Genomic DNA, 25656 nt, shown 5'->3' with positions numbered 1-25656 from the left:
CCGGATGCTTTTCTCAGGACCCGTCCGGGTCCGCCCGGTTCAGCGCCGGACGCGGGGCCGTGCCCGCCGTCATCAGCGCGTCCGCGGCCGCGGTGTCCGTCACCAGGCTGGTGACGAGCCCGGACCGCAGCACCGCGTCGATGGCGGCCGCCTTGCGCTGCCCGCCCGCTATGGCGACGACCTCGGGGATACGGCGCAGCCGGTCGGCCTCGACCGTGATGCAGCGCTCTCCCAGGTCACGCCCGACCCGGCGGCCCTCGGCGTCGAAGAGGTGCGCGGACATCTCGGCGGCGACACCGAGCGACGCGTAGTGCGCGCGCTCCTCGTCGCTGAGCATGTCGTGCACCGTGGAGATGCCGGGCTCCCAGGAGCCGATGGAGACGCAGGCGACCGTCACCTTGTCGAAGTACTCGAAGGCGCGGGCGATCCCCGTCTGGTGACGCAGCGCCGCCGCGGTGGCCGCGTCGGGCAGCAGCATCGGCGCGTAGATGGGGTGGGCGTCGCCCCCCGACACCTGCGCGGCACGCCGGACGGCCTCGACGGAGCCGCGTTCGGCGGTCCCGGCGTCGTACACACCCGTCAGCTGCACCACGGTGCACGGCGCGAGCCGGTCGAGGGCCGCCGCCATGTGGATCGTGGAGCGGCCCCAGGCGAGGCCGAGCACATCGCCCTCGTTGACGAGCTCACCGAGCAGGTCCGCGGCCACCTCGCCGAGGTTCTCCGGGTCGGGTGACTCCTCGGCCTCCGCCGGGGACTCCACGACCACGGCGTGCCGCAGGCCGTAGCGGGCACGCAGCGCGTCCGAGCGCTCCGCGTCGAGCTCGGCCGGTACACGGATCTCGATCCTCACGAGATCCCGTTCGAGAGCGGTCTCCAGGACCCGGGCCACCTTGAAGCGGCTGACGCCGAACTCCTCGGCGATCTGGATCTTGGACTTGCCCTCAAGGTAGAAGCGGCGGGCCATGGCCGCCGCCTGGACCAGCTCAGCGGGTCCCATCCGCATGGCTGACCGGCCCGCCGACATACCCGACACGGCGTTCTCCTCACTTCTGTTCACACTCTGGATTCGCCGTTCATCCTTGCAGATCCGGCGCACTTGATCCGCCCTGATGGGCGGCGTTCACGTTCCCTTGGCTCAGTGGTCGCACGCCCAGGACGCACGGGTCGTCGCCTCCTCGGCCTGGCTGCGCAATGCACGTACCGCCTGCGCGGGGTCCCCGGCCCCGTACACCGCCGAACCGGCGACGAACACGTCGGCACCGGCCTCCGCGCACCGCTCGATGGTCGAGGCGGAGACGCCACCGTCGACCTGGAGCCACAGTTCCAGGCCGTGCTTGCTGATCAACTCGCGCGTGCGGCGGATCTTGGGGAGCATGATGTCAAGAAAAGCCTGGCCCCCGAATCCGGGCTCGACCGTCATGATCAGCAGCATGTCGAGCTCGGGCAGCAGATCCTCGTACGGCTCGATGGGGGTCGCGGGCTTCAGCGCCATCGAGGCGCGGGCCCCCTTGGCCCGGATCTCGCGGGCGAGCCTGACGGGCGCGGCGGCCGCCTCCACATGGAAGGTGACGGAGCCGGCACCGGCTTCGATGTACTGGGGCGCCCACCGATCGGCGTCCTCGATCATCAGATGGCAGTCCAGCGGAATGTCCGTCGCACGGGCCAAAGACTCTACGACCGGTACCCCGAGGGTGAGGTTCGGTACGAAATGGTTGTCCATGACGTCGACATGGAGCCAGTCCGCGCCTTCCACCGCCTTGGCCTCATCGGCAAGACGGGCGAAGTCGGCGGACAGGATGCTGGGGTTGATCTGCGCGGCCATGCCCCAAGACTGCCATGCCCCGGGCCCGTTGCCCGCCTCGGTCCGGACCTGGTTCGTCCCGCGGACGCCGGATCAGGGTCCGCCGTGCCCCGCAGGACGGTCCGGCGGCACCGTGTCCGGTCCCGGAGGTGGGCATGAAGCGGCTCGACGCCTGGAAGCACGGGACCATCTCGGTCGTGTGCGGCCGGCGGTCCAAGTGGCTGGTCCTGGGCCTGTGGCTGCTGGTGCTCCTCTTCGTGGCACCGCTCGGAGCGAAGCTCAGCGACGCCCAGGACAACGACGCCCAGTCGTGGCTGCCGGGCTCGGCCGAATCGACCCAGGTGCTGAGCATCTCGAACGGGTTCAGGCCGGAGCAGATCCCCGCGGTCGTCGTGTACGCGCGCCCGGACGGCCTGACGGCGCAGGACCGGCGGCAGATCGACGAGGACGTCCGGCAGCTGAAGACGCTGCGGGAGCACGGCATCCGCGGCGAGGAGACCCGGGGACCGGTCTTCGACCGGCAGCCGGATCCGCGCGCGGCGCAGGTCTACATCCCCATCACCATGGACGCTTCCGGCTGGCAGCGGATCGCCCCCGCCGTCTCCTCCGTCCGTGACCAGGTCGGCAAGGGCGGCGACGGACTCTCGGTGCACATCACCGGGCCCGGCGGCACGGCCGCGGACTCCTCCAAGGCCTTCCAGGGCATCGATTCGACGCTGCTCTACGCCGCGATGGCCGTCGTCATCGTGATGCTGCTGATCACCTTCCGCAGCCCGATCCTGCTGTTCGTCCCGCTGCTCGGGGTGGTCGTCGCCCTGTTCACCGCCCAGGCGCTGATCTATCTGCTGGCGAAACACGCCGGTCTGACCGTCAACGGCCAGAGCGCCGGGATTCTCACCGTGCTCGTGTTCGGCGCGGGGACCGACTACGCGCTGCTGCTGGTCGCCCGCTACCGCGAGGAGCTGCGCCGCCACGAGGACCGCCACGAGGCGATGACGCTCGCCATGAACCGCGCCGGTCCCGCCGTCCTCGCCTCGGGCGCCACGGTCGTACTGAGCATGCTCGTGCTCCTGGTCGCCGAGATGAACTCGACGCGGGGCCTCGGCCCGGTCGCGGCCATCGGCGTGGCCGTCGCCCTGCTCGCCATGCTCACGCTCTTCCCGGCCCTGCTGCTCGTCTTCGGCCGCTGGATCTTCTGGCCCGCCGTCCCGCACCTCGGCTCGGCCGATCCGACCAGGAGCGGCGTCTGGGCGCGTACGGGCCGCCGGATCGCCCGCCGCCCCCGGACCACCTGGGTCGCCACGGCGCTGGCGCTCGGGCTGCTGTCCCTCGGCCTGATCCAGCTGCGGGCCGCGGGCATCCCCAACGCCGACCAGTTCACCGGGAAGCCGGACTCGATCGTCGGCCAGGAGGTCTCGGCGCGCTACTTCCCCGCGGGCGACGGGGATCCGCTGGTCATCGTGTCCGACACGGCCCAGGCGAGAGAGGTCGGCCGTACCGTTGCGGCGGACCCGGGCGTCGTGACGGCGAGCATCGGTGTGCCACCGGGCACCGCTCCCGTGCACGACGGCAAGGTGCTGTTCGAGGCGACGACCCGCGCGCCCTCCGACAGCGCCGCGGCCAAGGCCACGGTGGAGCGGGTACGCGACGCGGTGCACGCCGTGCCGGGGGCCGACGCGAAGGTGGGCGGCGGCGCGGCGGTCCTGCTGGACATGGAGAACGCCCAGACGCACGACAACTATCTGGTCATCCCGCTCGTCCTGGTGGTGGTCCTGCTGGTGCTGAGCGTCCTGCTGCGCTCGCTGGTCGCGCCGCTCCTGCTGATCGGGACCGTGGTGCTGTCGCTGGCCACCGCCCTCGGGGTGAGCGCGCTGGCCTTCCGGCACGTCTTCGACTACGCGGGCGAGGACGTGGCCTTCCCGCTGTTCGTCTTCGTGTTCCTGGTGGCGCTCGGAATCGACTACAACATCTTCCTGACCACCCGTATCCGCGAGGAGGCGGTCCTCCACGGCACCCGGCAGGGCGTGGTCACCGGGCTGTCCACCACCGGGGCGGTGATCACCTCGGCCGGTCTGGTGCTCGCGGGCACCTTCGCGGCCCTCGGCACCCTGCCGATCGTGGGCTTCGCGGAGATCGGCTTCGCGGTCGCCCTCGGCGTGCTCCTGGACACCTTCGTGGTGCGCTCGGTGCTGGTCACCGCGCTCTTCCTCGACGTCGGCCCGAAGGTGTGGTGGCCGCACCGGCTCTCGCGCGAGGACGGGGGCTCCCGGCCCGCCGGGGGCGCCGGGGGCGCCGGGGGCGCCGGGGGCGCCGAAGGCACCGGGGAGGCCGGGGACACCGGGGGCGCCGCGAAGCCGGCCGGGCCTCCCGGCTGACGACGCGGACCGGACCGGTGCGCCCCGGGGCGGCCCGGCCGGACGGCGCGGCCGTGCCGAGGGGCCCGGTCAGCCGGTCCGGCGGATCAGGGCCAGGTACATCGCGTCCGTCCCGTGCAGGTGCGGCCACAGCTGTACGTCGGGGCCGTCGCCCAGAGCCGGCACGCCGGGCAGCAGCGGACGGGCGTCGACCAGCTCGGCGGAGCCACCCTCGAAGTGCTTGAGGACGTCGTCCACCACCGCGCGGGTCTCGGCGAGGTGCGGAGAGCAGGTCGCGTATCCGACGACTCCGCCGACCCGCACCGATTCGAGCGCCGTGCGCAGCAGCCCGCGCTGGAGCGGGGCGAACCCGTCGAGGTCCTCGGGCCGGCGGCGCCAGCGGGCCTCGGGGCGGCGGCGCAGCGCGCCCAGACCGGTGCAGGGCACATCCATGAGCACCCGGTCGAACGTGCCGGGCCGCCACGGCGGGCGGGTGCCGTCGGCGGTGATGACCTGGTAGGGGCCGGGGTTCCCGGCGAGCGCCTTGGCGACGAGCCCCGCGCGGTGCGGCAGCTTCTCGGAGGCGAGCAGCGTCGCCCCCCGTCCAGCGGCGAGGCCCGCCAGCATCGCGGCCTTGCCGCCGGGTCCGGCGCAACCGTCCAGCCAGGCCCGGTCGGGCCCCTCGATCGGCGCGTTGGCCAGGGCGATCGCCACGAGCTGACTGCCCTCGTCCTGGACGCCGGCGCGGCCCTCGCGCACGGCGTCGATGGCACCCGGTTCGCCGCCCTCGGTGAGCCGCACGGCGTACGGGGACCAGCGCCCGGGAAGAGCCGTGTCCTCGTCGAGGGCGTCGAGCAGTTCCTCTGCGGTGGAGCGTCCGGGACGGGCGACGAGGGTCACCTCGGGCCGCTCGTTGTCGGCCTCCAGCAGGTCCTCGATGCCGGCCCGGCCGCCGCCGAGGGAGTCCCAGAGCGCCGAGACGACCCAGCGCGGGTGCGAGTGCACGACGGCGAGGTGGTCCTCGGGGTCCTCGTCGTAGGGCGGCGCGACCTGTTCCACCCACGCGTCGAGATCCTGCCGGGCCACCTTGCGCAGCACGGCGTTCACGAACTTGGCCCGCCCGTCACCGAGCACCACCCGGGCCAGCTCGACGGAGGCGGAGACGGCCGCGTGCGTCGGGATACGGGTGCCGAGCAGCTGATGGACGCCGAGGCTGAGCACGTCGAGGACCGGCGGGTCGACCTCCCGCAGCGGCCGGTCGACGCAGGCCGAGATGACGGCGTCGTACGTGCCCTGGCGGCGCAGCGTGCCGTACACCAGCTCGGTGGCGAGCGCGGCGTCCCGTGTGTCGAAGTCGCCCTTCTCCCGCGCCTTGCGCAGCAGCGGCGGCAGGACGAGGTTGGCGTACGCGTCCCGCTCGTCCACGGCCCGCAGCGCCTCGAAGGCGAGCATGCGGACCGGGTCCTTCTGGGGGCGGCGGTAGGGCTTGCCGGTCTTCTGCGGCCGACGGGGCTGCTCACTCACGAAAAAGGTGCTCCGGATCCAGGAAAAGGTGCGTCTATCAGCGTACGCCGCAGGGCGGGCGTCAGACGCCGAGCCGTTCCCCGGAGGGAATCCGCACCCCGCGGGCCCAGTCCGCGGCACGCATCGGCTTCTTGCCCTGGGCCTGCACCCAGAGCAGTTCGACGGCGTACGAACCGGTGCCGGCGTAGACGTTGTTCTTGGCGACGGACAGCTCGCCCGGGGCGAGGTCCGTGCGGTCGGGCACCGTCGTGGCCTGGATGAGCTTGAGCCGCTCGCCGCGGAAGACGGTCCAGGCGCCGGGCGCGGGTGTGCAACCGCGCACCATGCGGTCGACGCGCAGCGCCGGGGCGGCCCAGTCGATGTGGGCGTCCTCGACGTTGATCTTCGACGCGGTGCTGATGCCGTCGGCGGGCTGCGGCACGGCCTTGAGGGTGCCGTCCTCGATGCCGTCCATCGTCGCGGCGAGCAGTCCGGACCCGGCGAAGGCGAGCCGCGTGAGCAGATCGCCGCTGGTGTCGGTGGGCCGGATCTCCTCCGTGACGGTCCCGTACACCGGTCCCGAGTCGAGGCCCTCCTCGATCAGGAAGGTGGTGGCGCCGGTGATCTCGTCGCCGGCCATGATCGCGTGCTGGACGGGGGCGGCGCCGCGCCAGGCCGGCAGCAGAGAGAAGTGCAGATTGACCCAGCCCTGGGCCGGGATGTCGAGGGCGACCCGGGGCAGCAGCGCCCCGTACGCCACGACGGGGCAGCAGTCGGGGCCGATCTCCCGCAGCCGGGCCAGGAATTCCTCGTCCCGCGGCTTCGCGGGCTTGAGCACCTCGATCCCGGCGTGCTCCGCCCGCTCGGCGACCGGACTCGCGACGAGCCGCCGCCCCCGTCCGGCCGGCGCGTCCGGCCGGGTCACGACGGCGGCCACCTCGTGCCGCCCGGAGGCGATCAGGGCGTCCAGGGCGGGAACGGCGACCTCGGGGGTACCTGCGAAGACGAGCTTCATGGGTGGCGGTTGGCCTCTCGGGCGGGAGCACTTCCATCCCCCGCGCGTGCCGGATCAGGCGGCGCACGGGGCAGCGCACCAGTCTATGCCGCGCGCGGCACAAGGGCTCGGGGGTTCCCGAGCGGGCCCGGGGGTGCGTGACGACGAGAGGCGCGTGACGACGAGAGGTGCTTGGGGACGAGAGGTGCTTGGGCACGGACGGTGCGCGCTGGGCGGGGAGGCGGTCGCCGCGCGCTGTACGGGCCGCGCACGGGCCCGGGTGACCGCGGACCGTGCGTCGGCGCAGGTGGGGGCATCGTCCCGCGGCCGGCGGGCACCACCGGTGGGCGCACGGGGCGCGTCCACCGCACGACGGGGGGCGTACACAGCGTGACGCGCCCCGTTCATATGCTCTTGCGCCCTTGCACCCGTGACCACTCACCCGTCCACGCGTTGGTCAAGAAAGAGTTGACCACAGCGGGCCGCACACAAGCGGCCCGATCCCTTTCAACGCCGGTTCGAGAGGCTTGTTCATGGCCGACCATGCAACCCACGACGCCCAGGCCCGGGCCAGCCTGCACTTGCTGGTGCGCGACATCGAGCGGGTCCGTCGGCAGGTGGACGCACTGCGCACGCTGACCGCCCAGTTGGGCAACGTGTACCGCCCGCGCCGTGCCGGCCCCTCCACGGGCTTCGTCGTCTACGGGCGCGCTCCCGCCCCGACCGTCCGTCTCGCCCAGGAGTTGCGGGACAGCGTCGAGACCCTGGTCACCGCCGCCGTGGACTTCGACCGCTCCCTCGGCTTCTCGTGGGACGCGGTGGGCTCGGCCCTCGGTGTCACCAAGCAGGCCGTGCACAGGCGTTACGGCGCCCGCCGCGCCGCCGCCCAGGCCGCGGCCGAGGCGGAGCGTGCGACAGAGACGGCCGACACGTGCGCGGTCGGCGTCGACAGCGTCCTCGCCCCGGTGCCGACCGTCCCCGCCGCCCGATCCATGCCGACCCAGCCGACGTCCGGCAGTCCGGCGTTCCGCGACGAGGCCAGGCCCACGGCCTTCCCGGGCCCGCGCAACGGCTGACCCGAAGCACCCGAGACGACAACTGCCTCCCGGCGCCAGGCCCCGGGGGGCAGTCCCACGCACCCACCGTGCCCGGAGCCGTACAGCCGCTCCGCCCGCACGTCCGCGCCACGCGTCCCCGCTCGCGCGGCCGCACCGGATCTCACCCGATGTCGGGCGGATCGATCCGGATGCGTACGGGCTCACTGCCGCCGCGGGCCATGCGCGCCGCCTGCGCGCTCTTCAGCGCGGCCGCCAGAGCGGCGCCACTGCCCGGGGGCACCCGGACGAGTACCCGCTCCCCGGGCTCCCCCGGAGGCGGTCCACCGGGCCGCCGGGGCCGTCCCGGCTCGCCGGCCGGCAGCGGAACGGGCCCCAGCACCTCGGCGTCGCGCGGCAGTTCGGCCGCCGCCAGGAACCCGGCGAGCGCCTCCGGTGTCCCGGACACCGACGCCATCCGGGAGACCGGGGGGAATCCCAGCTCGGCCCGCTCGGCGAGTTCACGCAACGCGTGCCCGACCGGGTCCCACCGCACGAGCGCCTGCACGGGCCGCAGGGTCGGTTCGGCCACGACCACGACCGTGCCGCCCGCGCCCTGCGGACGGACGAGGGCCGCGGCCCCCGTCCACCGGCGCAACGCGTCCTCGCCGGCCCGCAGATCGGGCCGTCCGAGCATGGCCCAGCCGTCGAGCAGCAGGGCCGCCGCGTAGCCGCCCTCGGCCACCGGTTCGGCCCCCGGCGTGCTGACCACCAGGGCGGGCGTCGCGGGCACCGTGTCCAGCACCTGCTCCCGCCCGGACGTACGCACGGGCACCGCGGGGAACGCCCGCCCCAGCTCCTCGGCGGTCCGCCGGGCGCCGACGACCTGCGCCCGCAGCCGGAACCCGCCGCACTCCTGGCAGTGCCAGGCCGTCTCGTCCCGCCCGCACCACGCACAGTGCAGCGCGTCGGCGTCCTGGGCCTCCAGCGGCCCCGCGCAGTGCCGGCACCGAGCGGGCTCCCGGCAGCGCGCACAGGCCATCCGCGGCACATATCCCCGCCGGGGCACCTGCACCAGCACAGGTCCCTGCTTCAGGCCCTCCCTGGCGATCTTCCAGGCGAGCGTGGGCAGCCGGGCGGCACGGGCGGCCTCGTCGCGCGCGAGATCGCCGTCCCCGACGGTCCGTACCAGTGGCGCTGCGGCGCGCACCTGTTCGCGGTCGGCGGCCAGCGGCAGCGCCCAGCCGCTCTCGACCAGTTGCGCCGCCTCCACCGTGCACGTCCAACTCCCCAGCAGAAAGCCGCACTTGTCGCGTGAGGCGCGCAGCTCCAGCACTTCCCGGACATGAGGGAAGGGAGCGTTGTCGTCGCTGTGTCCGTCGTCCCCGTCGTCCCAGACGACGACAAGGCCGAGGTTCTGTACCGGCGCGAACATGGCGGCGCGGGTGCCGACCACCGCCCGTACGGACCCCCGTCGCACGGCGAGCCAGTCGCGGTAGCGCCGCTCCGGTCCCGCGTCGGCGGTCAGCACGGCGTGCTGTCCCTCCCCCAGCAGGGTCTTGAGCGCCGCGTCCACGCGGGCGGCCGGACGGCCCGCTGGTACGACGACGAGCGCGCCGCGCCCGGAGGCGAGCGTCGCCTGGACGGCGCGGGCGACCTCCTCGGCCCACTCCGGTCCGGGCAGCGCGGTCCACACGGCGCGCGGGGCGCCACCGGAGGCGAGCGAGGCGAGGAAGTCCGGCCCTCTCCCGTACCGCCGCCAGGTCCCCGGGTCGGGTGCGGTGGGCGGCGGCGGGGGCACCCGCGACTCCCGCGCCTCGGCACGGGCGTGCCGGGGCGGAACGGCCAGTTGCAGCACGTCGGCGAGCGATCCCGCGTACCGGTCGGCGACGGCGCGGGCGAGGCCCAGCAGTTCGGGCCCGAGGACGGGTTCGGGCGAGACGACCTGGGCGAGGGCGGCAAGCGGCCCGGAGTAGTCGGACTCGGCGACGCGCTCCACCAGATAACCGTCGATCAGGCCGCCGCCCTCGCGGCGCCCCTCCCGCACCCTGCGGCCGCCGGCGCCGAACCGCACCCGCACCCGCACGCCCGGCTGCGCGGCCTCGTCCAGATCCTCGGGCACGGCATAGTCGAAGTAGCGGTCGAGGTGCAGCACGCCCTTGTCGACGAGCACCCGCGCGACGGGCAGTTCCTTCGCCAGCGGGGCTCCCCGCCAGGTCCGCGGCTTCGCCTTCGGCGCCTTGGCCTGGCGCACGGCCTCCCGGATCAGCGCAAGCTGCTCGGGCGGCGCGCCTTCCGTGCCGCCCGCGCTGTCGTCGGATCGCCCGTTCGCGCTGCTCACAGCAGTATTCCTACCAGACCGCACTGACAGCGCCGTCCGCCCGAGATCAGGCCGGCCGCGGATCGTGATCGCCTTCGAGGCGCCTCTCGCCATGGACCACTCGGCCACACCGGTCACCGACCGGCGGCAGGATTCGAACCTGCGAGGGGAAGACTCCCCAGGAAGTATCCGCGGCCGTCGCACCGGGCAGGACGACGTCGGCTCTCCCGAGATCAGGTCGGCAGCGGAACGTGATCCAGATTCACCGCACGCCGTGGGCGTACTCCACCGAAGTAACCGCGGCCATCGCACCGGGAGATGATCAGTTTACGAACTCCATCCCGGACCTGCGACCGTTTTTCCGGGCAGCCGTGAGGCCCGGCACCCCGAGGGGAACCGGGCCTCACGGCTGTGTGCGAGCCTTCGCGGACTACAGGCCGGCGGCCTTGCGCAGCGCGTCCACCCGGTCCGTGCGCTCCCAGGTGAAGTCCGGCAGCTCACGGCCGAAGTGGCCGTAGGCGGCGGTCTGGGAGTAGATCGGGCGGAGCAGGTCGAGGTCGCGGATGATGGCCGCCGGGCGGAGGTCGAAGACGTCCGTGATGGCGGTCTCGATCTTCTCGGCGTCGACCTTGGCGGTGCCGAAGGTCTCGACGAACAGACCGACGGGCTCGGCCTTGCCGATCGCGTAGGCGACCTGGACCTCGCAGCGCGAGGCGAGGCCCGCGGCGACGACGTTCTTGGCGACCCAGCGCATCGCGTAGGCGGCCGAGCGGTCGACCTTGGACGGGTCCTTGCCGGAGAAGGCGCCGCCGCCGTGGCGGGCCATGCCGCCGTACGTGTCGATGATGATCTTGCGGCCGGTGAGGCCGGCGTCGCCCATCGGGCCGCCGATCTCGAAGCGGCCGGTCGGGTTCACCAGCAGGCGGTAGCCCTCGGTCTCCAGCTTGATGCCGTCGTCGAGGAGGGCCTTCAGCTCCGGCTCCACCACGAACTCGCGGATGTCGGGAGCGAGCAGCGAGTCCAGGTCGATGTCCGAGGCATGCTGCGAGGAGACGACGACGGTGTCCAGACGGACCGCCTTGTCGCCGTCGTACTCGATGGTGACCTGGGTCTTGCCGTCGGGGCGCAGGTACGGGATGGTCCCGTTCTTGCGGACGTCGGAGAGCCGGCGCGCGAGCCGGTGCGCGAGGTGGATCGGCAGCGGCATCAGGTTCGGGGTCTCGTCGGTCGCGTAACCGAACATCAGGCCCTGGTCGCCGGCGCCCTGCCTGTCCAGCTCGTCCTCGTCGCCCTCGACACGGGACTCGTACGCCGTGTCGACACCCTGCGCGATGTCCGGGGACTGCGAACCGATCGACACCGACACGCCGCAGGAGGCTCCGTCGAAGCCCTTCTTCGACGAGTCGTAGCCGATCTCCAGGATCTTGTCGCGGACCAGCTGGGCGATCGGCGCGTAAGCCTTGGTCGTGACCTCTCCGGCCACGTGCACCAGGCCGGTGGTGATGAGCGTCTCCACGGCGACCCGGGATGTCGGGTCCTCGCGCAGAAGGGCATCGAGAATGGTGTCGCTGATCTGGTCAGCGATCTTGTCGGGGTGACCCTCGGTCACGGACTCCGAGGTGAACAGGCGACGGGACACAACGCTCCCTGTGGTTGCAGCGGCTGCTGGCTGATCATTGGTGGACGGGTCGGGGGCTGCGCCCGGCGTCGTCCGAGAACAGTTTATCGGTCGCGCTCGGCCGCGGGACCCCTGTCTCGCCTCTCGGAAGGCCTGTGACCTGCGGCACGGGCATTCTGCGCCATCGCCGTGGGTCTCCGCCAGGGTCGCCACGCCCGATTTTGCCGTCTTTGCGGTGACGGGTGTGATGGGTGAGGATTCACACCAGTCGGCGTGTCACCAGGTCCCACACGGTCTCGGCCAGCGCTTCCTTGGGTCCGTGGGGCACCGGGGTCTCACTCCCGTCGGCTCCGAGCACCACAGCCTCGTTCTCCTCGGAACCGAAGGTCTTGCTCTCCCCCACCTCGTTCACCACCAGGAGATCGCAGCCCTTGCGCTCCAGTTTCATCCGCCCGTTGGACAGGACGTCGTCGGTCTCGGCGGCGAATCCCACCACGACCTGGCCGGGGCGGGCGCGGTCCGCGGAGATCTCCGCGAGGATGTCCGGATTGCGGACCAGAACGATCGGCTCCGGTTCCTTGCCGTCCTTCTTCTTGATTTTTCCGGCCGCGTACGTCTCGGGGCGGAAGTCCGCCACGGCGGCCGCCATCACCACGGCGTCGGCGTCCGAGGCCGCCTTCAGCACGGCTTCCCGCAGCTGCACGGCGGTGCCGACCTGGACCACGTCGACCCCGGCCGGGTCCGCCAGGCCCGTGTTCGCGGCGATCAGCGTGACCCTGGCGCCGCGGGCGGCGGCGGTGCGGGCGAGCGCGTACCCCTGCTTGCCGGAGGAACGGTTGCCGAGGAAGCGGACGGGGTCGAGCGGCTCACGGGTGCCGCCCGCGCTGACGACGACATGGCGGCCGGCGAGATCGGGCTCGGTGACTCCCCGGGCGAGGACGCGGCGGCAGACCTCGAAGATCTCCCCCGGGTCGGGCAGCCGCCCCTTGCCGGTGTCGACACCGGTCAGGCGGCCCACGGCGGGCTCGATGACGACGGCGCCGCGCCGCCGCAGGGTCGCGACGTTCTCCTGCGTCGCCGGGTGCTCCCACATCTCGGTGTGCATGGCGGGCGCGAGGACGACGGGGCAGCGGGCGGTGAGCAGGGTGTTGGTCAGGAGGTCGTCGGCCAGCCCGTGGGCGGCCTTGGCCAGCATGTCTGCCGTCGCGGGGGCGACCACGACGAGATCGGCGTGCTGCCCGATGCGGACGTGCGGGACCTCGTGGACGTCCGACCAGACCTCGGTGGACACGGGGTGCCCCGAGAGCGCGGACCAGGTGGCGGCGCCGACGAAGTTCAGTGCGGAGGCCGTGGGCACGACACGCACGTCGTGGCCCGACTCCGTCATTCGTCGCAGCAGCTCACAGGCCTTGTACGCGGCGATGCCACCGCTGACCCCCAGTACGACCTTCGGCTTGTCCACCGCTTCTCCCTGGGCTCGGAAACGAACGACTCCATGACACACCACAGGCCCGGCAGTCGCGCCGCCGGGCCTGGAATGAGCAAACTGAACGACTACTGGGCGGGGCCCTCGACGGCCTCGGAGGTCAGCAGACCCGCGTTGATCTCGCGCAGGGCGATCGACAGCGGCTTCTCGTGGACGTGGGTGTCGACGAGCGGACCGACGTACTCGAGGAGGCCCTCGCCGAGCTGCGAGTAGTACGCGTTGATCTGGCGGGCACGCTTGGCCGCGTAGATCACCAGGCTGTACTTCGAGTCGGTGGCCTCGAGAAGCTCGTCGATCGGAGGGTTGATGATGCCCTCGGGAGCAGTGATGGAAGAGGACACGCTCTGCCTTCCGAAAGGTGGAAAATTGACCTGAAAGATCAAACAACTGCCACCAAGGCTAGCAGCTCACGCGCCACGTCCTCGACGGAGGTGTTGACCAGGGTGACATCGAACTCCGGCTCGGCCGCGAGTTCGGTCTTGGCGGCCTCCAGACGGCGCTCGATCACCTCGGGCGACTCGGTGCCCCGCCCGGTGAGCCTGCGCACCAGTTCCTCCCAGGAGGGCGGGGCGAGGAACACGAGCAGCGCGTCCGACATGGACTCGCGGACCTGCCGGGCTCCCTGGAGGTCGATCTCCAGGAGGAGCGGCGCACCGGACTCCAGGTGCTCGGTGACCGCGGCACGCGGAGTGCCGTAGCGGTTGCCGGCGAATTCGGCCCACTCCAGGAGCTCGCCGTTGGCGATCAGCTTGTCCATCTCGTCGTCAGTGACGAAGAAGTAGTGGACTCCTTGCTTCTCGCCGGGGCGCGGCTTGCGGGTCGTCGCCGACACCGAGAGCCAGACCTCGGGGTGCGCCTTGCGCATATGAGCGACGACCGTGCTCTTGCCGACCCCTGAGGGGCCGGAGAGCACGGTCAGCCGCGGACGTACGTCCGGGGGTACGGGGGTCGTCCCCCGGGGTGTTACAGCCATACAGCGATTATTCCAGCAATCCCGGGGTGCCCAGGACTCAGGCGCCGGAACCGCCGAACTCGCGCTCCAAAGACGCGATCTGGTTCGAGCCGAGACCGCGCACCCGGCGGCTCTCGGAGATCCCGAGCCGCTCCATGATCTGCTTGGCGCGGACCTTGCCCACGCCCGGCAGGGACTCCAGGAGAGCGGAGACCTTCATCTTGCCGACGACGTCGTTCTCCTGGCCCTGCTTGATGACCTCGTGAAGAGAGGCGCCGGAGTGCTTGAGTCGATTCTTGACCTCGGCCCGCTCCCGGCGAGCCGCGGCGGCCTTTTCGAGCGCGGCTGCGCGCTGTTCAGGGGTAAGGGGCGGAAGAGCCACGCCTACGTCACCTCGGATGTCGAACTGTCGGATACGGACCGGTGAGGAACCTAGTCGCCCCACACCTGGGAGCCCCCGGGCAACACGCTCGCCCGTTCTTCCCCGCCGCCTTGACAGCGCGGGAGGTGCTCCCACTCGACGGAGACTAGCGGGCAAGTGCGCCGGAGTCAGCGAGAACAGAGGAAAAGTCCTGGTCAGCCTCCCTGGAGCCCGACATTTACGACATACCTCCCCGGATTTGAGAATGTATTCAGACTCGGAACGCCGGGAAGGCACTCGTCGGAGGGCTCTCGAACGGCTGTCGGAGCCCTCAGGCCGCCGCCACGGCGGCCCTGATCTCCTCCGCGAACCCCTCGGCCGACTCGCGCAGGGCCATGACGTCGGGACCGTGACGCAGAACACCCCGGCTCACGTTCGGGACGACGTTGCGCACGGCGGACCCGAAGACACCCGCCAGGTCTGCCGCCGTAGCTCCCTGGGCGCCGATACCGGGCGCCAGGAGCGGGCCGTTGATGTCCAGGTCGTAGGAGGAGAGATCGCCCAGGGTGGCGCCGACGACCGCGCCGAAGGACCCGAGGGGCCTCTCGTCCGCGTTCTCGGCGGCCAGGTGCCCGAGCATCGTCGCTCCGACGTTCCTCCCGTCCGCCCGGACGGCGTGCTGCACCTCGCCGCCCTCGGGGTTCGAGGTGAGCGCGAGGACGAAGAGCCCGGCCCCGCTCTCGCGCGCCAGCTCCACCGCGGGCTTCAGCGAGCCGTAGCCCAGGTAGGGCGACACGGTCAGCGCGTCCGAGAAGAGCGGCGCGTCCTTGCGCAGGAAGGTCTCGGCGTACGCGGCCATGGTCGAGCCGATGTCGCCGCGCTTGGCGTCCATCACGACCAGCGCCCCGGCCGCCCGCGCCTGTTCGACGGACCTCTCCAGGACGGCGATCCCGCGCGAGCCGAACCGCTCGAAGAACGCGCTCTGCGGCTTGAGGACGGCGACCCGCTCGGCGAGCGCCTCGACGACCGTACGGCTGAAGCGCTCCAGGCCCGCGATGTCGTCGCCGAGCCCCCAGTCGGCGAGCAGGGACGCGTGCGGGTCGATGCCCACGCACAGGGGACCGCGCTCGTCCATGGCGCGGCGAAGACGCGCGCCGAAGGGTTCCAGGCTCATGCGGGCTTCCTCACGTCGGCGCCGACCGCGTCGGCGAGGGTGGCGTACGGGCTCGTCCGCAGGCGGGCGGCGAGCCCCTTGTGGATGGCGCGGCCCCAGAAGGGCCCCTCGTAGATGAAGGCGCTGTAGCCCTGGACCAGCGTGGCGCCGGCCAGGATGCGCTGCCAGGCGTCCTCGGCGTCCTCGACGCCGCCTACACCCACCAGGGTGATCCGGTCGCCCACGCGCGCGTAGAGGCGGCGCAGCACCTCCAGGGAGCGCGCCTTGAGCGGCGCCCCGGAGAGACCGCCGGTCTCCTTCACCAGGGAGGGGTCGGACGTCAGTCCGAGGCTCTCGCGCGCGATGGTCGTGTTCGTGGCGATGATCCCGTCCAGGCCGAGCTCGACGGCGAGGTCGGCGACCGCGTCGACGTCCTCGTCGGCGAGGTCGGGCGCGATCTTGACGAGGAGCGGGACACGCCGGTCCGTGACGGCGCGGTCGGCGGCCTCGCGCACGGCGCTGAGCAGCGGGCGCAGCGCCTCGGTGGCCTGGAGGTTGCGCAGGCCGGGTGTGTTCGGGGACGACACGTTCACGACGAGGTAGTCGGCGTGCCGGGCGAGACGCTCGGTGGACTTCACGTAGTCGCCGACGGCCTCCGCCTCGGGGACGGTCTTGGTCTTGCCGATGTTGACGCCCACGACGGTCCTGAAGACGGGCGTACGGGCCGCCAGGCGCTCGGAGACGGCCGCGGAGCCCTCGTTGTTGAATCCCATGCGGTTGATCAGCGCGCGGTCCTGTACGAGGCGGAACAGCCGCTTCTTGGGGTTGCCGGGCTGCGGCTCGCCGGTGACCGTGCCGATCTCGATGTGGTCGAAGCCGAGCATCGACATTCCGTCGATGGCCACCGCGTTCTTGTCGAAGCCCGCGGCGAGCCCGAAGGGCCCGTGCATGCGCAGGCCGAGCGCCTCGGTGCGCAGCTCCTTGTACCGGGGCGCGAGCGCGGCGGCGACGAAGGTGCGCAGGACGGGGACGCGGGCGACGAGCAGGATCCAGCGGAAGGCGAGGTGGTGGGCCTGCTCCGGGTCCATTCGCTTGAATACGAGGTCGAAGAAGAGCTTGTACATGATCATGTCCTCGAAAGAGCCCGGTGAGGGGCGCCTCTGGAAGGGGCAAGGGGCCTCATGAAGAGGGGGGACACCGTTTCCGGTGTCCCCCTCAGGGCTGCTAGTCGCGCGCCGCGATCAGATGCTCGGCGTGTTCCTGGAGCGAGCGCACGCCCACGTCGCCGTGGTTGAGCGCGTCGATGCCCTGGACGGCGGCGGCGAGCGCCTGCACGGTCGTGAGGCACGGGACCGAGCGGGCCACGGCCGCCGTGCGGATCTCGTAGCCGTCGAGGCGGCCACCGGTGCCGTACGGCGTGTTGACGATGAGGTCGACCTCGCCGTCGTGGATGAGCTGGACGATGGTCTTCTCGCCGTTCGGGCCCTCGCCCTCGCTCTGCTTGCGCACGATCGTGGCGTTGATGCCGTTGCGCTTGAGTACCTCGGCCGTGCCGGAGGTGGCCATGAGCTCGAAGCCGTGGGCGACGAGTTCACGCGCGGGGAAGATCATCGAGCGCTTGTCGCGGTTGGCGACCGAGATGAACGCGCGGCCCTTGGTGGGCAGCGGGCCGTAGGCGCCGGCCTGCGACTTGGCGTACGCGGTGCCGAACACCGAGTCGATGCCCATGACCTCGCCGGTGGAGCGCATCTCCGGGCCGAGGACCGTGTCGACGCCGCGTCCGTGGATGTCGCGGAAGCGCGACCACGGCATCACGGCCTCCTTGACCGAGATCGGCGCGTCGAGCGGCAGGGTGCCGCCGTCGCCGTTCGCGGGCAGCAGGCCCTCGGCGCGCAGGTCGGCGACGGTCGCGCCCAGCGAGATGCGGGCGGCGGCCTTCGCGAGCGGCACCGCGGTCGCCTTCGAGGTGAAGGGGACGGTGCGCGAGGCACGCGGGTTGGCCTCGAGGACGTAGAGGATGTCGCCGGCCATCGCGAACTGGATGTTGATCAGGCCGCGGACGCCGACGCCCTTGGCGATGGCCTCGGTCGAGGCGCGCAGCCGCTTGATGTCGAACCCGCCGAGGGTGATCGGCGGCAGCGCGCACGCCGAGTCGCCGGAGTGGATGCCGGCCTCCTCGATGTGCTCCATGACGCCACCGAGGTAGAGCTCCTCGCCGTCGTACAGCGCGTCGACGTCGATCTCGATCGCGTCGTCGAGGAAGCGGTCGACCAGGACCGGCCGGGAGGGGCTGATCTCGGTCGACTCGGCGATGTACGAGGACAGCCGGGTCTCGTCGTAGACGATCTCCATGCCGCGCCCGCCGAGGACGTACGAGGGCCGCACGAGGACCGGGTAGCCGATCTCGTCGGCGATGGCCTTGGCCTCGGTGAAGGTGGTGGCGGTGCCGTGCTTGGGGGCCGGCAGGCCCGCCTCCGCGAGGACCCGTCCGAAGGCGCCGCGGTCCTCGGCGGCGTGGATCGCCTCGGGCGAGGTGCCCACGATCGGCACGCCGTTGTCCTTGAGCGCCTGCGCCAGGCCGAGCGGGGTCTGGCCGCCGAGCTGCACGATCACACCGGCGATCGGGCCGGCCAGCGACTCCGCGTGCACGATCTCCAGTACGTCTTCCAGCGTCAGCGGCTCGAAGTACAGACGGTCGGAGGTGTCGTAGTCCGTGGAGACGGTCTCGGGGTTGCAGTTGACCATCACGGTCTCGTAGCCCGCCTCGCTGAGCGCGAAGGAGGCGTGGACGCAGGAGTAGTCGAACTCGATGCCCTGGCCGATGCGGTTCGGGCCGGAGCCCAGGATGATCACCGCGGGCTTCTCGCGGGGCGCGACCTCGCTCTCCTCGTCGTAGGAGGAGTAGAAGTACGGCGTCTTCGCGGCGAACTCGGCGGCGCAGGTGTCGACCGTCTTGTAGACCGGGCGCACGCCGAGCGCGTGCCGCACCTCGCGGACGACGTCCTCGCGCAGCCCGCGGATCTCGGCGATCTGGGCGTCGGAGAAGCCGTGCCGCTTGGCCTCGGCGAGCAGCTCGGGGCCGAGCTTGTCGGCGGCGGCCAGCTCGTCCGCGATCTCCTTGATCAGGAACAGCTGGTCGACGAACCACGGGTCGATCTTCGTGAACTCGAAGACCTCCTCCTGCGTGGCGCCCGCGCGAATCGCCTGCATGACGGAGTTGATGCGGCCGTCGGTGGGGCGGACGGCCTCGCGCAGCAGCTCGGCCTTGTCACCGGGGTCACCCACGAAGGTGAACTGGCTGCCCTTCTTCTCCAGCGAGCGCAGCGCCTTCTGGAGCGCCTCGGTGAAGTTCCGGCCGATCGCCATGGCCTCGCCGACCGACTTCATGGTGGTCGTGAGGGTGGAGTCGGCGGAGGGGAACTTCTCGAAGGCGAAGCGCGGGGCCTTCACGACGACGTAGTCGAGGGTCGGCTCGAAGGACGCCGGGGTCTTCTCGGTGATGTCGTTCGGGATCTCGTCGAGCGTGTAGCCGACGGCGAGCTTGGCCGCGATCTTGGCGATCGGGAAGCCGGTCGCCTTGGAGGCGAGCGCCGAGGACCGCGAGACGCGCGGGTTCATCTCGATGACGATGACGCGGCCGTCGTCGGGGTTGATCGCGAACTGGATGTTGCAGCCGCCGGTGTCGACGCCGACCTCGCGGATGATCGCGATGCCGATGTCACGCAGCCGCTGGTACTCGCGGTCGGTCAGCGTCATGGCCGGCGCGACGGTGATGGAGTCGCCGGTGTGGACGCCCATCGGGTCGAAGTTCTCGATGGAGCAGACGACCACGACGTTGTCGTTCTTGTCGCGCATCAGCTCCAGCTCGTACTCCTTCCAGCCGAGGATGGACTCCTCCAGGAGCACCTCGGTGGTCGGGGAGAGCGTCAGGCCCTGTCCGGCGATGCGGCGCAGCTCCTCCTCGTCGTGCGCGAAGCCGGAGCCGGCGCCGCCCATGGTGAAGGAGGGGCGGACGACGACGGGGTAGCCGCCGAGGGTGTCGACGCCCTTGATGACGTCGTCCATGGTGTGGCAGATGACGGACCGGGCGGACTCGCCGTGGCCGATCTTCTCGCGGACGGCCTCGACGACACCCTTGAAGAGCTCGCGGTCCTCGCCCTTGTTGATCGCCTCGACGTTGGCGCCGATGAGTTCGACGTCGTACTTCGCCAGCACACCCTGCTCGTGCATGGAGATCGCGGTGTTGAGGGCCGTCTGGCCGCCGAGGGTCGGCAGCAGCACGTCCGGGCGCTCCTTGGCGATGATCTTCTCGACGAACTCGGGCGTGATCGGCTCGATGTACGTGGCGTCGGCGATCTCCGGGTCGGTCATGATCGTCGCCGGGTTGGAGTTGACGAGGATGACCCGCAGGCCCTCGGCGCGCAGGATGCGGCACGCCTGGGTTCCGGAGTAGTCGAACTCGGCGGCCTGGCCGATGACGATCGGGCCGGAGCCGATGACCAGGACGGACTGGATATCGGTGCGCTTAGGCACGCTGGCCCTCCATCAAAGATACGAAGCGGTCGAACAGGTAGGCGGCGTCGTGCGGTCCTGCCGCCGCTTCCGGGTGGTACTGGACGCTGAACGCAGGCTGGTCGAGCAGGTGGAGGCCCTCCACCACGTTGTCGTTCAGACACACGTGGGAGACCTCGGCGCGACCGTAGGGGGTCTGGGAGACCTCGTCGAGCGGGGCGTCGACGGCGAAGCCGTGGTTGTGCGCGGTGACCTCGACCTTGCCGGTCGTACGGTCCTGCACGGGCTGGTTGATGCCGCGGTGGCCGTACTTCAGCTTGTACGTGCCGAAGCCGAGGGCCCGGCCGAGGATCTGGTTGCCGAAGCAGATGCCGAAGAGCGGAGTCTTACGGGCGAGGACTTCCTTCATGACGGCGACGGGACCGTCGGCGGTCGCCGGGTCGCCGGGGCCGTTGGAGAAGAAGACGCCGTCGGGGTTCACGGCGTAGATGTCCTCGGCCGTGGCCGTCGCGGGCAGCACGTGCACCTCGATGCCGCGTTCGGCCATCCGGTGCGGGGTCATGCCCTTGATGCCCAGGTCGACGGCGGCGACGGTGAACTTCTTCGTACCGATCGCGGGGACGACGTACGTCTCCTTGGTGGCGACCTCGGCGGCGAGGTTCGCGCCCTTCATCTCGGGCGCCTGGCGCACCTCGGCGAGCATGGTGCCCGGGTCGGGCAGCGCGTTGCCGGAGAAGATGCCGACGCGCATGGCGCCACGCTCGCGCAGATGGCGGGTGAGGGCGCGGGTGTCGATTCCGCTGATGCCGACGACGCCCTGGGTGCGCAGTTCCTCGTCCAGCGAGCGCCGGGAGCGCCAGTTGGAGGGCACGCGCGCGGGGTCGCGGACGACGTATCCGGCGACCCAGATCCGCTTCGACTCGGGGTCCTCGTCGTTGACGCCGGTGTTGCCGACGTGCGGGGCGGTCATCACGACGACCTGGCGGTGGTACGACGGGTCGGTGAGGGTCTCCTGGTAGCCGGTCATACCGGTGGAGAACACCGCTTCGCCGAAGGTCTCCCCCACGGCCCCGTAGGCGCGGCCGTTGAAGACCCGGCCGTCCTCCAGGACGAGTACGGCGGGAAGCGCCTTCTCCCTCTGTGAGGCGTTCCCCTGTGTGGAGGTCGTCATCGTGCGCCTTCCGTTTCCGTCTTGTTGATCATGTCGTTCAGGGTGTCGGCCCATTCGTTGTGCTCGGCCGCGCGGTCCGAGCGGAAACCCGAGTCGAGGAGCCGGTCGCCGTGCGCCCAGGTGACGACGAGGAGTCCGCCCTCGGTGAGGACCTTGCCGGCGATGCCCTTGTCGAGCCGGGCCTCGCGCAGCTGCGAGGCCGGGATGAAGAAGTCGTCCGCTCCGGGGCGTACGACGTCGAGACCCGCGTCCGTCAGGGTGAGCTCGGCCCGGCTGCGGGTGCCCAGGCCGTGCGCCACGATGCGGTCGAGCCACTGCCCGGCGGTGGTGGAGCCGTGGTAGCGGCCGCTCATGCTCAGTCTCACCGGGCCCGGGTCTTCCGGCGCGGCGGGGAGCTCGGGCAGGTCGCCCTGGAGGGTGCCGCGCCACTTCCAGCCCTCGCGCATCAGCCAGTAGACGAGCGCGACGAAGAGGGCGAGGCCGACCAGCCAGCCGATCCGGGCGGACCAGTCGGTCACTTCCGCGGACTTCTGTGCGGCGGCGATGGAGAGGAGAGGTGTCACGCGAGCTTCCCGTCGACGAGGGTGGCCTTGCCCCGCAGCCAGGTGTGGGTGACCCGGCCCGGCAGCTCACGGCCCTCGTAGGGGGTGTTGCGGCTGCGCGAGGCGAAGCCAGCGGGGTCCACCGTCCCACGGTATGCCGTGTCGAGGAGCGTGAGGTTCGCGGGCTCACCTGCCGAGACGGGACGTCCGTGACCGGTGGCGCCGCCGATCGCGGCGGGCTTGACGGACATGCGGTCGGCGACACCGGCCCAGTCGAGCAGTCCGGTCTCGACCATCGTCTGCTGGACGACGGACAGCGCGGTCTCCAGACCGACCATGCCCATGGCCGCGGCGGCCCACTCGCAGTCCTTGTCCTCGTGCGGGTGCGGCGCGTGGTCGGTCGCGACGATGTCGATGGTGCCGTCGGCGAGCGCCTCGCGCAGCGCCATGACGTCCCGCTCGGTGCGCAGCGGCGGGTTGACCTTGTAGACCGGGTTGTACGAGCGCACCAGCTCGTCGGTGAGGAGCAGGTGGTGCGGGGTCACCTCGGCGGTGACGTCGATGCCGCGGGACTTGGCCCAGCGGACGATCTCGACGGAGCCCGCGGTCGACAGGTGGCAGATGTGGACGCGCGAGCCGACGTGCTCGGCGAGCAGGACGTCCCGGGCGATGATCGACTCCTCGGCCACCGCGGGCCAGCCGCCGAGACCGAGCTCGGCGGAGACGACGCCCTCGTTCATCTGGGCGCCCTCGGTGAGGCGGGGCTCCTGGGCGTGCTGGGCGACGACACCGCCGAAGGCCTTCACGTACTCCAGCGCGCGGCGCATGATCACCGCGTCGTCGACGCACTTGCCGTCGTCGGAGAAGACCGTGACGCCGGCGGCGGACTCGTGCATCGCGCCGAGCTCGGCGAGCTTCTTGCCCTCCAGGCCGACCGTGACGGCGCCGATCGGCTGCACGTCGCAGTAGCCGTGCTCGCGGCCGAGCCGGTAGACCTGCTCGACCACGCCCGCGGTGTCGGCGACCGGGAAGGTGTTGGCCATGGCGAACACGGCCGTGAAACCGCCGCTCGCCGCCGCCCGCGTGCCGGTCAGCACGGTCTCGGAGTCCTCGCGGCCGGGCTCGCGCAGATGGGTGTGCAGGTCGACCAGGCCCGGCAGGAGCACCTTGCCGTCGGCCTCGACGACCTCCGCGCCCTCGGCGGAAAGGCCGGTACCGACGGCCTCGATGACCTCGCCGTCGATCAGGACGTCCTGCGGCTCGCCGCCGAGCACCTTCGCACCTCGGATAAGGATCTTGCTCATGTTCTTACTTCTCCTCGGTACGGGTGTGGGTGACGGCGGGCTCGTTGCCGCCCAGGAGCAGGTACAGGACGGCCATGCGGATGGAGACGCCGTTGGCGACCTGCTCGACGACCGTGCAGCGCTCGGAGTCGGCGACCTCGGCGGTGATCTCCATGCCGCGGACCATCGGGCCCGGGTGCATCACGATCGCGTGCTCGGGCATTCTCGCCATGCGGTCGCCGTTGAGCCCGTAGCGACGCGAGTACTCGCGCTCGGTCGGGAAGAACGCCGCGTTCATGCGCTCGCGCTGCACGCGCAGCATCATCACGGCGTCGGACTTGGAGAGGGTGCTGTCGAGGTCGTACGAGATCTCGCAGGGCCAGTTCTCGACGCCGACCGGCACCAGGGTGGGCGGCGCGACGAGGGTGACCTCGGCGCCGAGGGTGGTCAGCAGGTCGACGTTGGAACGGGCGACGCGGCTGTGCAGGACGTCGCCGACGATCGTGATGCGCTTGCCGGAGAGGTCCTGGCCGATGCCGGCGTCCCGGCCGACGAGGCGGCGGCGCATGGTGAAGGCGTCGAGCAGGGCCTGCGTGGGGTGCTGGTGGGTGCCGTCACCGGCGTTGATGACGGCGGCGTCGATCCAGCCGGAGGTGGCGAGGCGGTACGGGGCCCCGGAGGCGCCGTGCCGGATGACGACGGCGTCGACACCCATCGCCTCCAGGGTCTGGGCGGTGTCCTTGAGGGACTCGCCCTTGGAGACGCTCGACCCCTTGGCGGTGAAGTTGATGACGTCGGCGGACAGGCGCTTCTCCGCGGCCTCGAAGGAGATCCGGGTCCGGGTCGAGTCCTCGAAGAAGAGGTTGACGACGGTGCGGCCGCGCAGGGTCGGCAGTTTCTTGATCGGCCGGTCGGCGACCCGGGCCATCTCCTCGGCGGTGTCGAGGATCAGGACGGCGTCGTCGCGGGTGAGGTCGGCGGCCGAGATGAGATGACGCTGCATCTGTCAGGCTCCGTAAGGAAGTTCAGGGAGGATTCGGGCATGCGGGCGCGCGGGAGCGCACTCGGTGGCGGGGACCTGAGTGCTACTGGAGCTCGCCCGTGGAGGTCCGCTTGGCACCGAGCAGCACGGTGTCGCGACCGTCCTCCTCGGCGAGCTGGACCTTGACCGTCTCCCGCAACGACGTGGGGAGGTTCTTGCCGACGTAGTCGGCGCGGATGGGCAGTTCGCGGTGGCCCCGGTCGACGAGGACGGCGAGCTGCACGGCGCGCGGGCGGCCGATGTCGTTCAGCGCGTCGAGCGCGGCGCGGATGGTGCGGCCGGAGAAGAGCACGTCGTCGACGAGGACGACGAGGCGGCCGTCGATGCCGTCGCCGGGGATCTCGGTGCGGGCCAGCGCGCGCGGCGGGTGCATGCGCAGGTCGTCGCGGTACATGGTGATGTCGAGGGATCCGACCGGCATCTTGCGGTCGGTGATCTCTTCGAGCTTGTCGGCCAGCCTGCGGGCCAGGAAGACACCCCGGGTCGGAATGCCGAGGAGCACCACGTCGTCGGCGCCCTTGGCGCGTTCGACGATCTCGTGGGCGATGCGGGTCAGCACCCGAGCGATGTCGGGTGCCTCGAGCACGGGACGCGCGTCGGCCTCGTCGTGCTGCTTTTCGTGCTGAGTGTCCATGGGAAACGGACCTCCTTCTCCGCCTCACGGGACGGATCATTAAAGGACGTCGGATTTGCGCCATCAACGGTACCAGCCCCGCAACGCGGCTGATCACATCGGTTTGAGCCACCTTCGGTGACGCCCGCCCGGAGCCGGTCGAAAATCCTTCGGCTTGACGGGGGAGAGTAACGCTGCGTAACCTCACAGTGAGTCACCAGCCGCGCGGCGGAGCCGCACGTTGATACAGCGTCCGGGGAGCTATATGTCCAGCGAATACGCCAAACAGCTCGGGGCCAAGCTCCGCGCGATCCGCACCCAGCAGGGCCTTTCCCTCCATGGCGTGGAGGAGAAGTCGCAGGGCCGCTGGAAAGCGGTCGTGGTCGGTTCGTACGAGCGCGGCGATCGCGCCGTCACCGTACAGCGTCTTGCCGAGCTGGCGGACTTCTACGGGGTGCCGGTCCAGGAACTGCTCCCTGGCACCACTCCGGGCGGGGCCGCCGAGCCGCCGCCGAAGCTGGTCCTCGACCTCGAGCGGCTCGCCCACGTGCCGGCCGAGAAGGCGGGCCCTCTCCAGCGCTACGCGGCGACGATCCAGTCCCAGCGCGGCGACTACAACGGCAAGGTGCTGTCGATCCGCCAGGACGACCTGCGCACCCTCGCCGTGATCTACGACCAGTCGCCCTCGGTCCTGACCGAGCAGCTGATCAGCTGGGGCGTCCTGGACGCTGACGCGCGCCGCGCGGTCGCCCACGACGAGGGCTGAATCCCTTAGGACAGCTCAGCAGAAACGTGCCGCCGGGGTGGCCGGAACCTGATGGTTCATGCCGTCCGGCAGCAGCTCCAGGGGGATGAAGGTCCCCGAGCCGACCAGTGACACCAGGGTCAGCGGGGTGGCCGCGACCTGGGCGCCCTCC

Annotated in this window: 21 protein-coding genes; 3 read left to right on the top strand and 18 right to left on the bottom strand. The window is 71.4% G+C overall.

Translation table 11 applies throughout. From position 1 onward, the window contains the following. Positions 1 to 13 precede the first annotated feature (13 nt). Positions 14 to 1057 (bottom strand): sugar-binding domain-containing protein, encoded by a 1044-nt coding sequence (locus tag ABZV42_RS31025; protein ID WP_355978118.1) that lies wholly within the window; start codon positions 1055 to 1057, stop codon positions 14 to 16. Positions 1058 to 1135: 78 nt separating this feature from the next. Further along, positions 1136 to 1822, bottom strand: a complete 687-nt coding sequence (gene rpe, locus ABZV42_RS31020) for a ribulose-phosphate 3-epimerase (RefSeq protein WP_355978121.1) — start codon at positions 1820 to 1822, stop codon at positions 1136 to 1138. A 134-nt stretch (positions 1823 to 1956) separates the two neighbouring features. Between rpe and ABZV42_RS31015 the strand changes: the two genes are divergently transcribed. Next, positions 1957 to 4176 (top strand): MMPL family transporter, encoded by a 2220-nt coding sequence (locus ABZV42_RS31015; RefSeq protein WP_356054677.1) that lies wholly within the window; start codon positions 1957 to 1959, stop codon positions 4174 to 4176. Between the two features lie 69 nt (positions 4177 to 4245). Here ABZV42_RS31015 and ABZV42_RS31010 read toward each other — a convergent pair whose 3' ends face one another. Both ABZV42_RS31010 and fmt read right to left on the bottom strand, forming a co-directional pair. Further along, a complete protein-coding gene (locus tag ABZV42_RS31010; RefSeq protein WP_355978126.1) occupies positions 4246 to 5679 on the bottom strand; it encodes a transcription antitermination factor NusB in 1434 nt (477 codons plus the stop codon). Between the two features lie 61 nt (positions 5680 to 5740). Continuing rightward, positions 5741 to 6673: a methionyl-tRNA formyltransferase gene (gene fmt / locus ABZV42_RS31005; RefSeq protein WP_355978128.1), complete on the bottom strand. Its 933-nt coding sequence runs from the start codon at positions 6671 to 6673 to the stop codon at positions 5741 to 5743. A 512-nt stretch (positions 6674 to 7185) separates the two neighbouring features. Between fmt and ABZV42_RS31000 the strand changes: the two genes are divergently transcribed. Then, positions 7186 to 7728, top strand: coding sequence for a hypothetical protein (locus ABZV42_RS31000; protein WP_355978130.1), 543 nt, complete (start codon positions 7186 to 7188; stop codon positions 7726 to 7728). Between the two features lie 142 nt (positions 7729 to 7870). On the opposite strand, the gene ABZV42_RS30995 is transcribed toward ABZV42_RS31000, so the two are convergent. From ABZV42_RS30995 to pyrR, 14 genes are all read right to left on the bottom strand, one after another. Beyond that, on the bottom strand, positions 7871 to 10027 hold the full coding sequence (locus ABZV42_RS30995; RefSeq protein ID WP_356054675.1) for a primosomal protein N': 2157 nt from the start codon (positions 10025 to 10027) through the stop codon (positions 7871 to 7873). A gap of 409 nt (positions 10028 to 10436) precedes the next feature. Continuing rightward, positions 10437 to 11645 (bottom strand): methionine adenosyltransferase, encoded by a 1209-nt coding sequence (gene metK, locus ABZV42_RS30990; RefSeq protein ID WP_328454579.1) that lies wholly within the window; start codon positions 11643 to 11645, stop codon positions 10437 to 10439. A 238-nt stretch (positions 11646 to 11883) separates the two neighbouring features. Beyond that, on the bottom strand, positions 11884 to 13086 hold the full coding sequence (gene coaBC, locus ABZV42_RS30985) for a bifunctional phosphopantothenoylcysteine decarboxylase/phosphopantothenate--cysteine ligase CoaBC (protein WP_356054673.1): 1203 nt from the start codon (positions 13084 to 13086) through the stop codon (positions 11884 to 11886). Between the two features lie 92 nt (positions 13087 to 13178). Then, entirely contained in the window at positions 13179 to 13451 is a 273-nt protein-coding gene (gene rpoZ, locus ABZV42_RS30980; protein ID WP_003982715.1) for a DNA-directed RNA polymerase subunit omega, read from the bottom strand. A gap of 38 nt (positions 13452 to 13489) precedes the next feature. After that, complete coding sequence (gmk, locus tag ABZV42_RS30975; RefSeq protein WP_355978135.1) at positions 13490 to 14083, bottom strand: guanylate kinase; 594 nt, start codon at positions 14081 to 14083, stop codon at positions 13490 to 13492. Between the two features lie 37 nt (positions 14084 to 14120). Further along, the gene (locus tag ABZV42_RS30970) at positions 14121 to 14444 is read right to left on the bottom strand and encodes an integration host factor (protein ID WP_081223334.1); all 324 of its coding nucleotides are present in this window, start codon (positions 14442 to 14444) and stop codon (positions 14121 to 14123) included. A gap of 310 nt (positions 14445 to 14754) precedes the next feature. After that, the gene (pyrF, locus tag ABZV42_RS30965) at positions 14755 to 15597 is read right to left on the bottom strand and encodes an orotidine-5'-phosphate decarboxylase (RefSeq protein WP_355978137.1); all 843 of its coding nucleotides are present in this window, start codon (positions 15595 to 15597) and stop codon (positions 14755 to 14757) included. Beyond that, on the bottom strand, positions 15594 to 16700 hold the full coding sequence (locus tag ABZV42_RS30960) for a quinone-dependent dihydroorotate dehydrogenase (protein ID WP_355978139.1): 1107 nt from the start codon (positions 16698 to 16700) through the stop codon (positions 15594 to 15596). The genes pyrF and ABZV42_RS30960 overlap by 4 nt, the downstream gene beginning before the upstream one ends. Positions 16701 to 16800: 100 nt before the next feature. Next, positions 16801 to 20109, bottom strand: a complete 3309-nt coding sequence (gene carB, locus ABZV42_RS30955) for a carbamoyl-phosphate synthase large subunit (protein ID WP_356054671.1) — start codon at positions 20107 to 20109, stop codon at positions 16801 to 16803. Next, entirely contained in the window at positions 20102 to 21259 is a 1158-nt protein-coding gene (gene carA / locus ABZV42_RS30950) for a glutamine-hydrolyzing carbamoyl-phosphate synthase small subunit (RefSeq protein WP_355978143.1), read from the bottom strand. The genes carB and carA overlap by 8 nt, the downstream gene beginning before the upstream one ends. After that, on the bottom strand, positions 21256 to 21822 hold the full coding sequence (locus ABZV42_RS30945; protein WP_355978145.1) for a hypothetical protein: 567 nt from the start codon (positions 21820 to 21822) through the stop codon (positions 21256 to 21258). The genes carA and ABZV42_RS30945 overlap by 4 nt, the downstream gene beginning before the upstream one ends. Further along, positions 21819 to 23105 carry a dihydroorotase gene (locus tag ABZV42_RS30940; RefSeq protein WP_355978146.1) on the bottom strand — a complete coding sequence of 429 codons (1287 nt, stop codon included), beginning with the start codon at positions 23103 to 23105 and terminating at the stop codon, positions 21819 to 21821. The genes ABZV42_RS30945 and ABZV42_RS30940 overlap by 4 nt, the downstream gene beginning before the upstream one ends. A gap of 4 nt (positions 23106 to 23109) precedes the next feature. Beyond that, a complete protein-coding gene (locus ABZV42_RS30935; RefSeq protein ID WP_355978148.1) occupies positions 23110 to 24087 on the bottom strand; it encodes an aspartate carbamoyltransferase catalytic subunit in 978 nt (325 codons plus the stop codon). An 82-nt stretch (positions 24088 to 24169) separates the two neighbouring features. After that, positions 24170 to 24760, bottom strand: coding sequence for a bifunctional pyr operon transcriptional regulator/uracil phosphoribosyltransferase PyrR (gene pyrR / locus ABZV42_RS30930; RefSeq protein ID WP_355978150.1), 591 nt, complete (start codon positions 24758 to 24760; stop codon positions 24170 to 24172). Positions 24761 to 25004: 244 nt separating this feature from the next. On the opposite strand from pyrR, the gene bldD reads away from it, so the two are divergent. Then, complete coding sequence (gene bldD, locus ABZV42_RS30925) at positions 25005 to 25505, top strand: transcriptional regulator BldD (protein ID WP_037621142.1); 501 nt, start codon at positions 25005 to 25007, stop codon at positions 25503 to 25505. Positions 25506 to 25656 lie beyond the last annotated feature (151 nt).

This window comes from Streptomyces sp. NPDC005281, from assembly GCF_040607495.1.
GTDB lineage: Bacteria > Actinomycetota > Actinomycetes > Streptomycetales > Streptomycetaceae > Streptomyces.
This window is presented reverse-complemented; position numbering and strand designations above follow the sequence as displayed.